The sequence below is a fragment of the Amycolatopsis sp. PS_44_ISF1 genome, assembly GCF_032335455.1.
GTDB lineage: Bacteria > Actinomycetota > Actinomycetes > Mycobacteriales > Pseudonocardiaceae > Amycolatopsis.
Window position 1 is genome coordinate 706,070 of record NZ_JANUXO010000003.1, and the last position, 14,947, is coordinate 721,016.

Here is a 14,947-nt window from a genome sequence, read left to right on the forward strand (position 1 = left end):
CCCTGGCTGCCCCACCGTTCCCGGTCTCCTCGGTACCTCGGCTGGCTGCGGTTCGGTACGTCCGCTCGCATCGGCATCGACTTTCAGGCGGCTGGCCGCCGGTGCGCCTCCCTGAGCGCTCCGGCTGTCCACCGGGTGCTGGCTGTCCGCTCGATCTACCACCCCGCTGCTCGCCGGGGGTCGCAGCCGCCGGGTGTGAGGCCGACCTGGGTCGACCATCGTCGCGGCGGGCGCGTTTTCTCGCCGGCGGTGATCGGCGCTCGCCTGTGTCGCCGTGTTGTGGGGCTTCGGCTGGCGTCCGTCCACATCGCCGTCGACGGTGCGGATGGCCTGCACGCCGCGCTGCGGAACGTGGCGATGGCCGCTGGCGGAGTTGCCAGCGGCCATCGCCCGGCGTTCTCGGGGCGCTTACTCCCCACGAACCGTGCCGGTGCTGCTGGCCCGGTCCTCGCTGTGGTAGCCCGAACCCGGGGCCGCGGCTTCCCACGGGCCCGAGTCTAGAGCGGCGGTCGCGAGACCGACAGCGGGTCGGCGTCGAAACCGGGGAAGCCGGCCGAACGCGTGGCCGCCGGGGCCTGGTCGGGCAAGCCGGCCCAGCGGCGGACCGTCGCGGTGGCCTCGGCGGACTGCTTCGCGGGTAGTTGCGCGATGTTCGACCCGTGGTTGCCGTCCGGCACGAAGTAGCGGTACGAATCTCGGCTGCCGAAGCCGAGTTCGAACGGCTCGGCGCTCCACGGGTCGTTGGAGCCGTACACGAACAGCAGCCGCTGTCCCTGCGACTTCACCCAGAAGTCGATGTCCGGCATGGCGAGGTAGTCGAACCGCGGCAGCTTCACCGAAGCCGGTACGAAGGTCGACGGCCGATCGGCGCCCGGATAACGCAGCAGGTCCCGCAGGTAGCTGTCATACGCCTCGGGCGAACCGAGTTGCACCGCCGCCTGGTAGTAGTACGGCACGAAGGGTGTTAGCTCCTGGTCGGAATAGGTGTTCAGGCTCTCGATTCGCTCGAACCAGGCCCACACGTCCGCGGCGGGTGCGCCCGCCTTCGGCACCGAGGCGCACGCGGACGCCGGCTGGTACTGCCAGAAGGCGAAGTACGAATCGATCACCGCGAGCTCGAGCGATTCGTCCGCCGAGCCGACGGTGGTGAACGTGAAGCCCTTCTTCGCCGCATCAGCCTTCGCCAGCTCGCCCAGCTCATCGCGGCGCTTCAGCGCGTCACGCTGGATCGCTTTGAGCGACGCGCGGCAGGCGGGGTCGCCGACGTTGGCCAGGAACCGGTTGTAGCGGTCGATCGGGTCGATCACGTCGTTCGGCGCGACGTAGGGGATCGTGCCGTCGACGTCACCGGGGAAGAACCGGCGGAAGTAGGTGGCCGTCATGCCGCCCTTGCTCCCGCCGGTGGCCAGCCACTTGCCCGGGTAGATCCGCTTGAACGCCTGCACGGCGGCGTGCTCGTCGGCCGCGGCCTGCCAGATGGTGAGCTGCTGCGCCCAGCGGGCCGGCTCCGGCCGCGACGGGGTGAAGTAGCGGTACTCCATCGAGAGCTGGTTGCCGTCGACGATCCTCGTGGGCTCCGAGCGGTTGGGTGCGGTGGAGACGTTGTACCCGCTGGTGAAGGCGACCGTCGGTGCGCCGAAGTCCCGGTGCAGCAGGGTGAACCGCTGCTGGAACGTCGGCCCGTGCGGGTTCCGGTGGTCCGCCGGCTGGGTGAAGGTCAGCTCGAAGAAGCGGAACCCGGCCGGCGCCGGATCTTCGGACACGACCGTCAGCCCCGGCACGGTGGCGAGGGCTTCCTCGATGTCGCCGCCGGGGGAGTCGGCGCCCGCCGCGGGCGCGCCTCCCACCACCGCCGCGGCCGAGAGAAGAACAGTGGAAAAAACGGTGAGCAACCTGCGCAAGTTCCCTCCGAACACCCGGACGACCCCCCAGTCGTCGGATCTTCACAGACTCTCCGGGACCGGACAAGCCACCAACGGCGGGTCTTCCCGGGTGGCTCAGGAGCGCAGCACCCGGTCCACATAGGACTTGACCGCGGCCAGCGCGGCCTCGGAGCGCCACATCCGCTCGACCTGCTCGTCGTCGGAGGGCTGGTTCTCCGCGATCCGCTCGTGGTAGGGCCGGTGCAGCTGGGCCTTGGTGTGCGCGAACGCCTCGGCGGGCAGCTCGGCCAGCCGCGCGGCCAGCTCACGGGCGCGGCCCAGCACCTCCCCGGCCGGCGCGATCTCGTCCACCAGGCCCCGGGCCAGCGCGTCCTCGCCCGGCACGGCCGCACCGCTGTAGATCAGCCCGGGCAGCGGCGTCGTGCCGTAGGCGCAGCGCAGGATCTCCAGCGCCGCGATCGGGAACGGCGCGCCGACCAGCAGTTCCGTGACGCCGAGGCGGGCCGGGCCGTCGGTGAGCACCCGGTGGTCGCACGCGGCGGCCAGCACCAGCCCGCCCGCGATGGCGTGCCCGTTGAGGGCGGCCACCACCGGCCGTGGGAAGCCGAAGACCGCCAGGAATGCGTCGGACAGCGCGGGCAGGAATTCGCTGACGTACCCGGCCCCGCCTTCGTCGATGCCGACCAGGTCGACGCCCGCGGAGAACATCGAGCCGGCCCCGGTGAGCACGACCGCCCGGGCGCCGGCGGCTTCGGCCGCCGCGAGCTGCAGGACGAGTTCGCGGCAGGTGGCTGTGTCGAGGGTGTTGCCGCGGCCGTGGTCGAGGGTGACGACGGCGATGCCGGCGTCGAGTTCGAGTTCGATCGTCACGCGAGCGACCGTACCGTCCCCCGGCCGCCCGCGTCGGACGGAAACCGGGGGACGGCCCCGGTCAGCTGGTGATGTCCTTGCGCGCGAACCGGCGGCCGGCCAGCAGCAGGAACACCGTGCTGTAGATCAGCGAGGACAGCACCCCGCCGGCCATGTCCGACCAGTCGACGTCGGTGGAGATCAGGTCGATCCAGGCGAACGAGTAGTGCGTGGGCAGGTAGTTGCGCAGCCCTTCCAGCGCGGTGATCTGGTCCAGGATCTGCGACAGGATCGCCACCAGCACCGCTCCGCCGACCGCGCCGAGCGGGGCCTCGACCGACACGCTCAGCAGCAGCGCCAGCCCGGCCACCCAGGCCAGCTGCACCACGATGTACACAGTGGACAGCGCCAGGGCGACCAGGCTCGGCCCGAAGCTCACCGAGTCGCCGGTCGGGCTGATCGCGTCGCCGGTGCCGTACCAGAGCACGCCGACCAGCAGGGAGACCAGGGGCAGCAGCACCAGCGCGGCGGCGGAGAGCAGGCCGGACACGATCGCCTTCTGCCGCAGCACCCGGTGCCGCGGCACCGGGATCGCGAGCAGGTACTTCAGGCTCGACCACGAAGATTCGCTGGCCACCGTGTCGCCGAAGAACAGCGCGACGATCATCGGCAGCAGGAAGGTCCCGGACACGAACAGCGCGAGCACCACGAAGTTCGGCGCGCTCGCCGTGGCCAGGTCCACGAACCCGCCCGAGCGGGCGTTCGGGCTGGACTGCCCGACCTCGAACGCCACCACCAGGATGAACGGCAGGAGCACGACGAACCCGAGCACGAGCTGGGTCCGCCGCCGCTTGAGCTGGCGCTTCAGCTCCACGCCGAGCCGTAGCGTGCGCTCGGCCCGGTAGCCGGCCACGGCGCCGTCCGGGCCGGTCTCCGTCCGCTCGTGCGACGCGAGGTCGCTCAGTTCCCGCAGCGCGGCGGGGTCGGTGTGCACCCCGCCCGAACCGGTGGTGTCGTTCATGAGTTCTCCCCGACCAGCTGCAGGAACGTGTCTTCCAGCCGGCGCCGCGGCCCGGCCTGCTCCACCGCGACCCCGGCGCGCACCAGAGTGGCCACGGCTTCGGCGCGTGGCACCCCGTTGAGGTTGGCGTGCACCAGTCCGCCCTCGGCGATGAGGTCGGTGACGCCCTCGACGGCCTTCAGCGCCACGATGGCCGCGTCCGGTTCGTCGACCCGGAACGTGGCCTCGCCGCCGGCCGCGGCCAGCTCGCCGACCTCGCCCGAGGCGACCAGCGTGCCGCGGTGCATGACCACGACGTGCGAACAGGTCTGCTCGACCTCGGCCAGCAGGTGGCTCGAGACGACCACGGTGCGCCCGGTGGCGGCGTAGCGCTGCAGGACCTCGCGCATCTGGTGGATCTGGGGCGGGTCGAGCCCGTTGGTCGGCTCGTCGAGCACCATCAGCTCCGGCAGCCCGAGCATGGCCTGGGCGATGGCCAGCCGCTGCCGCATGCCCTGGCTGTAGTTCTTCACCCGCCGCTCGACCGCGTCGCCGAGACCGGCGATTTCCAGCGCCTCGGCGAAGTGCGCCTTCTCCGCGGGCCGCCCGGTGGCCGCCCAGTACAGCTCCAGGTTCGTCCGGCCGGACAGGTGCGGCAGGAAGCCGGAACCCTCCACGAAGGACCCGATCCGGGACAGCACCGGCGCGCCCGGGGTGATCCGGTGACCGAACACCCTGATCTCGCCCTCGGTCGGCGTGATCAGGCCCATCAGCATGCGCAGCGTGGTCGTCTTGCCCGCGCCGTTGGGCCCGAGCAGGCCGAGCACCTGGCCCGGCTCGACGCGGAAGGACAGGTCCTTCACCGCGACGAACCCGCCCGCGTACTGCTTGCGCAGCCCCCGGATGACCAGCGGGGTGCCGGCCAGCTCCGGGTCGAGGTCGTGCGCGCGCCGCCGGCGCAGGGCGGCGAAGGCCAGGGCCACGACGGCCACCAGCAGGGTCACGCCGATGCCGATCAGCGGCCCGGCCGGCGCCGGCGTGCCCACGGAGACCCCGGGCACGACCGGCACGGCCAGCGAGGAGCCGGGCGCGAGCCCGATCCGGAACACCCCGGGCTCGGCCGGCACCGAGTAGGCCTGGTCGGTGGTGCCGACCACGAGCCGCAGCGAGTGGCCCGCTTCGATCGGCCGCACGATGCCGGGCAGCGTGACCGTGACCTCGACCGGGGTCCCGTCGGCGGGCAGCGGGCCGATCCGCAGCGGTGCGACGGCGTTGGCCGGCAGCACCCGGGAGCCGTCCGTGCCCACGTCGTAGAGCTTCGCGAACAGCACCGCCTCGGGCAGCGGGTGCGCCGGGTCGGCCGCCACCCGAAGGTGCACTGTGGACGATCCCGCCACCAGCACCTGGCGGTCGAACGGCGCGGTGCGGAACTGCGCCGCCTGGCCCGCGGGGTCGGTGCTGAACAGCGGGGCCAGCCGAGACGAGACCGACGCCAGCCCGTTCAGCCCCGGAAGACCGCTGACCGCGGCCGGGTTGGCGCCCGCGGGGCGCACCGCCGGCTGCACCGGGCCGGTGAGCGCGACCGGGCGGCGCTCGGTGCCCGGACCGGTGAGGCCGGGATAGGCGTCGGCGTTGACCGTGCGCACGGACGGCGTGCCGTTGGCCCGCAGGGTGCCCTGCACGTCGTAGCTGAAGCCGGTGCCGGGGTCGGCCCCCTCGCCGGTCAGCGAATGCCACAGGAAGTCGCCGATCTTGGCCCGCAACTGCGGTCCGGGCACGCCGCCGTCGTGGCCGCCGGTGTACCAGACGGTCTTCACCCTGCCCCCCGCCGCGCTGATCTGGCGTGCGGTGGCGTCGGACTGGTCGAGGCCGAACAGCGTGTCGCTCTCGCCCTGCACCAGCAGCGTCGGCGCGGTGATCCGGCCGGTCACCGAAGCGGGGGAGACCCGGCGGAGCAGCGCGATGGTCTGAGGGCTCGCCTTCCCGGTCGTCGCCAGCTCGGTGTAGGCCTGGCAGACCGCGGAGGTGAACCGGCCGCACGGGTCGGCCGCGGGAGGCTGCGCCCCCTGGGCGCCGGGGGCCGTGGCCTGCGCAACGGCACCCGAAGCGCCGTTCGAACCGCTTTCGCTGGTCTTCTGACCCGCCTCGGGGGCCTCGGCCGACGGGGCGCCGGAGGCGGCCGAGCCGGAGCCGGCGGAGAAGAAGATGCCGGCCCAGCTCTTCTTGAACACCCCGCCGGGGGCGAATTCACCGGCCGCCGGGGTGCCCGCCGCGGGCGGCTGGGCCGCGGCGGCGTTCGGGACCAGGCCCTGGGCCAGGTCGTTGTAGGTGATCACCGGTGCGACGGCGTCGATCCGCTTGTCCGTGCCCGCGAGCAGCAGGGAAAGCGCGCCGCCGTAGGACGCACCGGTCACGGCGACCTTGGGGTCGCCGGGCGCGTCGGTGAGCACGTCCGGGTCCGTGGCCAGCCGGTCGACCAGCCGGCGGGCGTCGGCCACCTCGGCGTCCGGGTCGTTCAGGCCGATCTTGCCGGTGCTGCGGCCGAAGCCGCGGGCCGACCAGGCCAGCACGACGAAGCCGCGGCCGGCCAGCTCGCGCGCCTGCGCATCGACGCTGGACTTGTCCCCGCCGAAGCCGTGGGCCAGCAGGACTGCGGGCGCGGGGGTCTTCGCGGGCCGGTAGGTGGTGGTGTCGATGCGGACCTTCGCGGCCGAGCCCGGCGCGGCCGGCAGCTCGAGCAGGGCGTCCTGGGTCCGGATCGCGGACGGGGGCGAGCCGCTGGTGGTCCAGACGGCCACGGCCGCGGCGACGACCACCACGACCGCGGCCAGCGCGGTCAACCGGGAGCCGCGCGTGCGCGGGAGCGGGATTCGGGGCACGCGCCGACGCTAGGGGAGCCCGGCTGAGAACGCCGCCCCGGGTTCACACGGATCCGACATCCGGGCCAGGGGCCTCACCCGTCCGGGAGCGGTTGTGATCTGGACAACACCACCGGTCCGGTGACGCGGGCAACCTTTCCTGGTGTTTGCGGGCGGTAACCGGCACACTGAACTCGCTGTGAGGGGAGTATTCCTTCGCGGCGGTGCCGTCAGCACGGTGGCTCAGGCCCCCGGCACCGTCGGTCGCCGGCAGGCGGCGGAAGAGACCTCCGGTTAGTCGCTGCTGTGCACTATCCGGAGGTTGAGTTCCATGAATGTCCCCCTGTGGCTGTGGTTGGCAACGGTCGGCGGCATCCTCGCCCTGATCGCCGTGGACCTGTTCATCGTCGACCACAACCCGCACGAGGTGACCAGCGGTGAGGCCGCCCGCTGGGTGGTCTTCTACGTCGCCTGCGCGGTCCTGTTCGGCATCGGCGTCTGGGTGTTCGCCGGGCACGCCTCCGGGGTCGAGTTCTTCACCGGGTACATCACCGAGTACTCGCTCAGCGTCGACAACCTGTTCATCTTCATGATCATCATGGCCTCGTTCAAGGTGCCGGCCATCCACCAGCACCGGGTGCTGCTGGTCGGCATCCTGCTCGCCCTGGCCATGCGCAGCGTGTTCATCGCCGTCGGCGCCGCGCTCATCGCGCAGTTCGTCTGGGTCTTCTTCCTGTTCGGCGCGGTGCTCATCTGGACCGCGATCAGCATGCTGCGCAAGAAGGACGAGGACGAGGAGTACCAGGAGAACGCCGTCACCCGGGCGGTGCGGAAGTTCTTCCCGGTCACCGACGACTTCCACGGGCACAAGTACACGGTCAAGGTCGGCGGCAAGCGGATGATCACGCCGATGCTCGTGGTGATCGTCGCCATCGGCTCGGCCGACCTGCTGTTCGCGGTGGACTCGATCCCGGCCATCTTCGGCATCACCCAGGAGGCCTTCCTGGTGTTCACGGCCAACGCGTTCGCGCTGATGGGCCTGCGCCAGCTGTACTTCCTGCTCGGCGGGCTGGTCGAGAAGCTGGTGTACCTGACTTACGGGCTGGCCGTGATCCTCGCCTTCATCGGCGCGAAGCTGGTCGTGCACGCGCTGCACGAGTACCACGTGGCGCCGGACTGGCTGGACATCAACAACTGGATCTCCCTCGGCGTGATCGTGGTCGTGCTGACCGTGACCACGGTGGCCAGCCTGCTCAAGGCCAAGCGGGACGAGCGGGCCGGGCTGTCCGCCCGATAGATCGTTCGCGTTGCTAATGATCAGGTACGGTCGTGGTCATGCGTCCAGCCGACATCGAAGCCCTCGTCGTCCCCGGCCGTCCCGCCCTGCGGGGTGAGCTGCTGCTCACCGCGGTCGGCCGCCCGGACCTGGAGTCCGACTCCGGGCACAGCGCGATCCGCCGGGTGGACCTCGGCGGCGGGGAGTCCCCGTGGACCCACGGCCCGCGCGACGAGGCACCGGCGATCTCCCCGGACGGGCGCTGGGTGGCCTTCCTCCGCGCGGGCTCGGGTACCGGCGACCGCCCGCAGGTGCACGTGATGCCGGCCGCCGGCGGCGAGGCGCGGTGCCTGACCTCGATGCCGCTGGGGGCCGACGCTCCGGTGTGGGCGCCGGACTCGCGCCGGCTCGCGTTCACCGCCCGCGTGCCGGAGCCGGGACGTTACGGCACCGAGGACGCCGACGGCCGGACCCCGGAGCCGTCCGCCGAGGCCCCGCGCCGGATCACGCGTCTGGACTACCGCATCGACGACGTCGGCTTCCGGCGTGACCGGGTGCGGCGGCTCTTCGTGCTGGACCGGGAAGCCGATCCGGCCGCCGGGCCGGAACCGGTCTCCCCGGCGGACTACGAGGTGGAGCATCCCGTGTGGACCCCCGACGGCGAGCGGGTGGTCGTCGTGGTCCCGCAGGACTGGGACCGGGTGGAGACCGAATACCGGGACCTGGTCGCGTTCCCGGCCGGGGGCGGCGAGCCCGCGGTGCTCGTGCGCGGCCACGGCGCGCTCGACCTGCCCGTGTTCGGCCCGGACGGCACGCTGTTCTTCCACGGGGTGTCCTTCGAGGACGGGCATTTCGAGGCCGTCAACGTCGGCCTGTACGCCGCCGTCGCCGGGGAAACCGGACCGGGCCGCCGGCTGACCGACATCGAGACGGTCGATCTCGAACTCGGCGCCGGACCGGTCGTCCCGCACGGCGACGAGGTGCTGGTCGCCGTGCGCAACCGTGGTGCGGTCGAGCTGCGGGCCGTGCCGATGACCGCCGACGCGGCGGTGCTGGCCGATCTGCGGGTGCTGCACGGCGGCCACGTCGTGGTCCGCGGGTTCGCCGCGGACGGGGACACGGTCGTCGCCGTGGCCGCGACGCCCGAGACCGCCGGCGATGTGGTGGTGCTGACCGCCGGGGACGGCCCCAGCGTGCTCACGGACTACTCGAAGACGCTGCGGGACAAGGGTCTGTGCGCGGTCGAGGAGCTGGAGACCACGGCGCCCGACGGCTACCCGGTGCACGGCTGGCTGGTGCTGCCCGAGGGCCGGGGCCCGCACCCGGTGCTGCGCGTGGTGCACGGCGGCCCGTTCGCCGCGCAGGACTGGTCGGTGTTCGACGAGGCCCAGGTGTACGCCTCCGCCGGTTACGCCGTGGTGCTCGGCAACCCGCGCGGTTCGGCGGGCTACGGCCAGAGCCACGGCCGCGCCATCACCCGCGGCTTCGGCACGGTGGACGTCGACGACGTGCTGGCGTTGCTGGACAAGGCGCTGGAACGGCCCGACCTGGACCCCGCGCGGACCGGCATCATGGGCGGCTCGTACGGCGGGTTCATGACCAGCTGGGTCGCCTCGCACCACCCGGAGCGGTTCAAGGCCGCCTGGAGCGAGCGCGCGGTCAACGCGTGGGACTCGATGGTCGGCAGCTCCGACATCGGCTACACCTTCGTGGAGAACTACATCGGCCCCGACCCCGAGGTCCAGCGCGACCGCAGCCCGCTGACCTACGCCGCGGACATCTCCATCCCGTTCGCCGTGGTGCACTCCGAACAGGACTGGCGGTGCCCGCTGGAGCAGGCGCAGCGCATGTTCGTAGCCCTGCGCGAGTCCGGTGCCGACGTGGAGTTCCTGCTGTTCCCGGGCGAGGGCCACGAGCTGACCCGCTCGGGCCGCCCCCGGCACCGGGTACAGCGGTTCGAAGCCGTGCTGCAGTGGTGGGCGCGGCACCTGGGCTAGGAGCCCGGTCCAGGGAGGCCGCGTTTGGTTCACGTACCCGCCGCGGCCCCCTTCGGATCGCTGCCCCGGCTGGGCCGCGCGGTCAGTTCAGCAGTGTGTAGTTCAGCTCCTCGCAGACCCGGCCCAGCGGCACGTCGAGGCCGGGGTGGTCCAGGGGCAGCAGCACGTCGGGCGCGATCGGCAGGGCGGCACCGGCCGGGGGGTCCCACAGGCACAGCGACGGGTCGCCGGCGTCCATCGAGGAGCGGTACCAGAGGCCGTCGAGGTCGGGCAGGGCCGTGCGGATGGCGCGGGCCCAGGCCTGGGTGAGCTTCTTCGGGCCGCTGGAGATTTCCTGCGAGGCGCCCACCCGCGTCGGCCACAGGCCGGTCAGGTCGAGCAGCCGCAGGGTGCGGGTCGGCCGGACCACGACCAGCCGCGGGCCGCGGGTCTTGCGGTCGACCGTGGAGCTGGTCTGGAACACCTCGGCGACACTGGTGCGCACGGTCAGGCCGAAGTACAGCACGCCGTTGGCCGGATCGGTGACGGGCTGGCCGCCGCGGCCGGGCGGCTGCTGGTCGAACCGGCCGTGCGGGAGCGGGCCGGTGTAGCGGAACGTGTTCCACTGCTGCGGGTGGCTGCCGTGCGCGGTGAAGATCCGGACCAGCCTGGTCTCGGGCGGCACCGAGACCACGTCGTGGGTCCGGTCCAGTTCCTTGACCAGGGCGGATCGTGCGGGCGGCAGGGGGAGCCGGGCCATGCGTCGGGGGTCGTCCGTCCTGTGTGGGTGATCTCGCTGGGGGGCTCAGCCTAGAACGGCGAGCCCAGGGTGGCGACGAGAGCGGCCACCAGCTCCGGGTCGCCGCCGGAGAGCAGCCACTGCCGGGGCGTCGCCGGCCGGTCGCTGATCACCAGGTCGGACTGGGGGGTGTTCATGAACGCGGCCACGACCAGCGCGGGCTGGTCCTCGGGTACCGCGCGCAGCACGACCTCCAGTCCGGGCAGCACCCCCGAGCCGTTGAACTGCCAGGACGGCAGCCGCCAGCCCTGGTCCTTCCAGCCGGTGAGCCGCCCCTCCTTGAGCCGGTGCCGGATGCGGCTGTCGTCGACGCCGAGCGCCTGGGCCGCTTCCGGCACGCTCAGCGCGGAGTCGGCGAGCACGGCATGCGCGGCGACGGTGCGGGCGCGGAAGTCCGGTTCGTCCTCGTGCCGGGGCGAGAGGTCGAGGCCGACTTCGGTGAGCGCGGCCCGCTGGTCGGGGGAGAAGTAGTGGGACGGGTCCGGGTTGGGTGGCGAAAGCCTGCGGGCCGCGTCCTCCACGAGCGTCAAGAACTCGTTCGCGTCGGCCTTGAGGCCGGCTTTGGCGAGGACGGTCTCCAGCGCGGGTGACATGCGCTCAGATTAGCTTGTGTGTGCGGGTTCGTGCGGTTGTTCACCGGATCTGTGGGTGAATTCACCAGAGATCGACACGGAGTGCACAGCATCAAACACGATGCGTAGGCGATTGGGAGTCAGTCTGCCCGGGGCGAGCCCCGGTTGTCCAGGCTTTCGCGCGCTTGACACCCTGGCGTGGCGCCTTTACCTTCTGTTGGTAATCGATTTCCCGCCTCGGGCTGCGGCGGCTCCGGTGTCCTCCAGGACCACCGGCGCTGGGGGGACAGGGGGTGGGGCGTGCCTGGGCGGCCGGCGTCACACCGGCCCCCCGGGCACGTCGTCGGACCGGCCCGCGCCCGGGCGGCGCGAGCTCTGCCGTTCGATCAACCGGGCCTCCAGGGTGGTCGTGGTGGGTTCGCGCGCGCCGTCGGCGATGCGGGCCAGCAGCAGTTGCGCGGCCACCCGGCCGATGTCGTACGCGGGCTGCGCGACGACGGTCAGCGGCGGGTCGATGAGCGTCGCCCACGGGGCGTCGTCGAAGGAGACGATGCCGACGTCGCGGCCGGGGCGCAGGCCGCGGCCGGTGAGGGCCTGCAGCGCCCCGATGGTCATGGTGCTGTTGGCGACCAGCAGCGCGTCCGGCGGCTCGGGCAGGTCCAGCAGCTCCAGCGCGGCCACCCGGGCGCCCTCCGCGCGGTACTCGGTGCGGCGGAACAGCGCGCGGTCCTCGCCGACGGCGTCGCGGTAGCCGGCCAGCCGGTCGTCGGCGGTGCGCACGCCCGCGGGGCCGCTCAGGCAGCCGATCCGCCGGTAGCCGCCGTCGGCCAGGTGCCGGGTGGCCTCGTGGGCGGCGAGCCGGGTGTCGACCAGGACCTGGTCGCCGTCCGGGCCGGCGAGCGGACGGTCGACGGCCACCACCGGCGTGCCCTGGCGGCGCAGGTGGTCGACGTTGGTGGAGCGGCCGGTCGGGGAGAGCACCACGCCCGCGACCCGCTCCTGCAGCGCCACGTCGATGTAGCGGCGCTCCTTGTCTTCGTTCTCGTCGGAATTGCACAGCACCACCGAGTACCCCGAGACCTGCGCGAGGTCCTCCACCCCGCGCGCGATCGCCGTGAAGAACGGGTTCTCCACGTCGGAGATGATCAGCGCGAGCACCGCCGTCTCCTGGCGGCGCAGGTTGCGGGCCAGGCCGTTCGGGTGGTAGCCGAGCTCCTCGGCGGCCACCTGCACCCGCGCGGCCAGTTCGGGATCCACGGTGGACTTCCCGTTCAGCGCCCTCGACACGGTCGCCGTGGAGACCCCGGCCCGCGCCGCTACATCGCTGATGGTGGCCACCCGAACTCCTCGTCCCCGGTTTCCTTGACACCCCGACGCGTCGAGAATAGCGTCCCGGGTAATCGTTTACCGTAGCCTCACCCAGGGAGTCGCGGTGGATCCGGGCCTGCTGCTCGGTATCGACATCGGCACGTCCAGCTCCAAGGGCGTCCTGGTCGGTGCGGACGGGACGATACTGGCGCGCGCCGGCCGCGCGCACACCACCTCCCGCCCGCACCCGGGCTGGTTCGAGCACGACGCGGAGACGGTGTGGTGGGCCGACTTCCGCTCGCTCTGCCGGGAGCTGACCTCGGCCGCCGGCGACCGCCCGCTGGCCGGGCTCGCGGTCAGCGGTATCGGCCCGGTGCTGCTGCCCGCCGACGCCGAGGGCCGCCCGCTGCGCCCGGCGATCCTCTACGGCGTGGACACGCGGGCCGGGGCCGAGATCGCCGAGCTGACCGCCGAGCTGGGCGAGCAGTCCATCGTGGAGCGCTCCGGCAGTGCGCTGTCGAGCCAGGCCGTCGGGCCCAAGTGGCGCTGGCTGGCCCGGCACGAGCCGGAGGTGGCCGCGCGGGCCGAGCGGTTCCTCATGGCCGGCTCGTACCTGGTGCTGCGGCTGACCGGCGAGTACGTGCTGGACCACCATTCGGCCAGCCAGTGCGACCCGATGTACGACCTGCGGGCCGGCGGGTGGGCCGAGGACTGGGCGCGTCTGGTCGCCCCCGGTGTCGCGCTGCCGCGGCTGGCGTGGCCGACCGAGGTGGCCGGCACCGTGACCGCCGCGGCGGCGGCCGAGACCGGGCTCCCGGCCGGGTTGCCGGTCACCGCCGGCACGGTCGACGCCTGGGCCGAGGCGGCCAGCGCCGGCGTGCGCGCGCCGGGCGACACCATGGTCATGTACGGCACCACGATGTTCCTGGTGCAGACCGCGGCGCGGCCCCGCCCGGTGCCCGGGCTGTGGACGACCCGGGGCGCGTTCCCCGGCACGTATTCGCTGGCCGCGGGAATGGCCACCTCGGGCGCGATCACCGACTGGCTGCGCGAGCTGTTCGCCGGCGAGTTCACCGAGCTGGTCGCCGCGGCCGGCGCGGTGCCCGCCGGGAGCCGCGGGCTGCTGATGCTGCCGTACTTCGCGGGGGAGCGGACGCCGGTGCCGGACCCGGACGCGCGCGGGGTGGTGGCCGGTCTGACGATGTCGCACGGCCGCGCCGAGCTGTACCGCGCGGCGCTGGAGGGGACCGCGTACGGCGTGCGGCACAACCTGGAGGCAATGGGCGAGGCGGACGGCCGCCGGCTGGTCGCCGTCGGCGGCGGCACCCAGGGCCGGGTGTGGACGCAGATCGTCAGCGACGTGACCCGGGCCCGCCAGCACGTGCCGGCCGAGACGATCGGCGCGGCGTTCGGCGACGCGCTGCTGGCCGCCGTCGCGGTGGGACTGGAGCCCGACATCGACGCGTGGAACCCGGTCGCCACCGTGGTCGAGCCGGATCCGGCGCGCGCGGACGTCTACGACGAGTTCTACGCCCGCTACCGCGCCCTGCACCCGGCGACGGTGCAACTGCAGCACTTCCTCGCCGCACACCAGCGGGCGGCGGCTCAGGAGAAGTAGCTGCCGGGCGGTGAACCGCTGAAGGCACGGCAATCGCGGGCCAGGTGGGCCTGATCGGCGTACCCGGCCACGGCCGCCAGCTCCGCGAGACCGGTGGTGCGCGGGGCGGCCGCGATCGCCCGCTGGAACCGGGAGATTCGCAGGTAGGTGGCCGGGCCGTAGCCGACGGCGACGGTGAACCGCCGCCGAAGCTGCCGCTCACCCAGGGGTGATTGCCGCGCGTCGAGAGGGGATGGGCCTCGCCGGCCCGGTGGCAGTGGGATGGTGGCGAGGGGGGACGGGTCCCGTTCGTTCGGCGGCGCCGGGAGCGCGCCGACCCGGGACGGTCCCCGCTCCAGGTGTTCGATCATGGCCATGATCGCCGGATCGGGCTCCGAGGGGCGCCCTCGCACCAGCTCCGCCAGCGAGAGCCGGCCCTCCAGCACCCGCTCGGCCAGCACCGCGCCCTCGCGGCCCCACAGCTCGGCCAGCGGAACGCGGGTGTCGCGCAGCTCATCGGCCGCGACGCCCAGCACGCCGGGTGCCGTGCCGGGCCGGAAGCGCAGTCCGTGCAGCACCGCGCCGGGGGTGGTGGACGAGGACCAGGCCCCGGTGTCCGGGCCCGCGACGAACACCTGGCCGGCCCCGGCGACCAGGTCCAGGCAGCCGTCCGGGACGATCCGCCGCGGCCCGCTCGGGGCCGAGCGCCACAGGCAGCGCACCAGCGCCCGCAGCGGGGCCGGCGGCGGGGACTCGGCGTACTCGGTCTCGGGTGGCGCGGTTTCGGAGAACACAGCGGGGATCATCCCCGGTGGGTACGACAGAATGT

11 protein-coding genes are annotated in these 14,947 nt (G+C 73.1%); 3 read left to right on the plus strand and 8 right to left on the minus strand.

Annotated elements, in window-relative coordinates:
- Window positions 1–497: 497 nt before the first annotated feature.
- The 4 genes from NYF13_RS29550 to NYF13_RS29565 all read right to left on the minus strand — a co-directional run bounded on the left by NYF13_RS29550 (window position 498) and on the right by NYF13_RS29565 (window position 6,611).
- The gene (locus NYF13_RS29550) at window positions 498–1,901 is read right to left on the minus strand and encodes a S28 family serine protease (protein ID WP_315661176.1); all 1,404 of its coding nucleotides are present in this window, start codon (window positions 1,899–1,901) and stop codon (window positions 498–500) included.
- 96 nt (window positions 1,902–1,997) lie between these two features.
- The gene (locus NYF13_RS29555; RefSeq protein WP_315661177.1) at window positions 1,998–2,753 is read right to left on the minus strand and encodes an enoyl-CoA hydratase/isomerase family protein; all 756 of its coding nucleotides are present in this window, start codon (window positions 2,751–2,753) and stop codon (window positions 1,998–2,000) included.
- Window positions 2,754–2,814: 61 nt separating this feature from the next.
- Entirely contained in the window at window positions 2,815–3,753 is a 939-nt protein-coding gene (locus NYF13_RS29560; RefSeq protein ID WP_315661178.1) for an ABC transporter permease subunit, read from the minus strand.
- Window positions 3,750–6,611 (minus strand): alpha/beta fold hydrolase, encoded by a 2,862-nt coding sequence (locus tag NYF13_RS29565; RefSeq protein WP_315661179.1) that lies wholly within the window; start codon window positions 6,609–6,611, stop codon window positions 3,750–3,752. The genes NYF13_RS29560 and NYF13_RS29565 overlap by 4 nt, the downstream gene beginning before the upstream one ends.
- A gap of 310 nt (window positions 6,612–6,921) precedes the next feature.
- Between NYF13_RS29565 and NYF13_RS29570 the strand changes: the two genes are divergently transcribed.
- Both NYF13_RS29570 and NYF13_RS29575 read left to right on the plus strand, forming a co-directional pair.
- A complete protein-coding gene (locus NYF13_RS29570; RefSeq protein WP_315661180.1) occupies window positions 6,922–7,887 on the plus strand; it encodes a TerC family protein in 966 nt (321 codons plus the stop codon).
- A 38-nt stretch (window positions 7,888–7,925) separates the two neighbouring features.
- Entirely contained in the window at window positions 7,926–9,863 is a 1,938-nt protein-coding gene (locus tag NYF13_RS29575; RefSeq protein WP_315661181.1) for a S9 family peptidase, read from the plus strand.
- Window positions 9,864–9,945: 82 nt separating this feature from the next.
- Here the strand turns inward: NYF13_RS29575 and NYF13_RS29580 are convergent, their stop codons facing one another.
- From NYF13_RS29580 to NYF13_RS29590, 3 genes are all read right to left on the minus strand, one after another.
- Complete coding sequence (locus tag NYF13_RS29580) at window positions 9,946–10,602, minus strand: RES family NAD+ phosphorylase (protein WP_315661182.1); 657 nt, start codon at window positions 10,600–10,602, stop codon at window positions 9,946–9,948.
- A gap of 50 nt (window positions 10,603–10,652) precedes the next feature.
- Window positions 10,653–11,234, minus strand: a complete 582-nt coding sequence (locus NYF13_RS29585) for a DNA-binding protein (protein ID WP_315661183.1) — start codon at window positions 11,232–11,234, stop codon at window positions 10,653–10,655.
- A gap of 297 nt (window positions 11,235–11,531) precedes the next feature.
- Window positions 11,532–12,551 (minus strand): LacI family DNA-binding transcriptional regulator, encoded by a 1,020-nt coding sequence (locus NYF13_RS29590; protein ID WP_315661184.1) that lies wholly within the window; start codon window positions 12,549–12,551, stop codon window positions 11,532–11,534.
- Between the two features lie 94 nt (window positions 12,552–12,645).
- Here NYF13_RS29590 and NYF13_RS29595 point away from each other — a divergent pair, with 94 nt between their 5' ends.
- A complete protein-coding gene (locus NYF13_RS29595) occupies window positions 12,646–14,139 on the plus strand; it encodes an FGGY family carbohydrate kinase (RefSeq protein WP_315661185.1) in 1,494 nt (497 codons plus the stop codon).
- On the opposite strand, the gene NYF13_RS29600 is transcribed toward NYF13_RS29595, so the two are convergent.
- On the minus strand, window positions 14,127–14,924 hold the full coding sequence (locus NYF13_RS29600) for a helix-turn-helix domain-containing protein (RefSeq protein ID WP_315661186.1): 798 nt from the start codon (window positions 14,922–14,924) through the stop codon (window positions 14,127–14,129). The genes NYF13_RS29595 and NYF13_RS29600 overlap by 13 nt on opposite strands.
- Between the last annotated feature and the right edge of the window lie 23 nt (window positions 14,925–14,947).

Bases quoted from the DNA above. Each gene is read 5' to 3' on its own strand.
- NYF13_RS29580 (WP_315661182.1), bottom strand. From the start codon at position 10,602: ATGGCCCGGCTCCCCCTGCCGCCCGCACGATCCGCCCTGGTCAAGGAA.
- NYF13_RS29585 (WP_315661183.1), bottom strand. From the start codon at position 11,234: ATGTCACCCGCGCTGGAGACCGTCCTCGCCAAAGCCGGCCTCAAGGCC.
- NYF13_RS29575 (WP_315661181.1), top strand. From the start codon at position 7,926: ATGCGTCCAGCCGACATCGAAGCCCTCGTCGTCCCCGGCCGTCCCGCC.
- NYF13_RS29560 (WP_315661178.1), bottom strand. From the start codon at position 3,753: ATGAACGACACCACCGGTTCGGGCGGGGTGCACACCGACCCCGCCGCG.
- NYF13_RS29570 (WP_315661180.1), top strand. From the start codon at position 6,922: ATGAATGTCCCCCTGTGGCTGTGGTTGGCAACGGTCGGCGGCATCCTC.
- NYF13_RS29600 (WP_315661186.1), bottom strand. From the start codon at position 14,924: ATGATCCCCGCTGTGTTCTCCGAAACCGCGCCACCCGAGACCGAGTAC.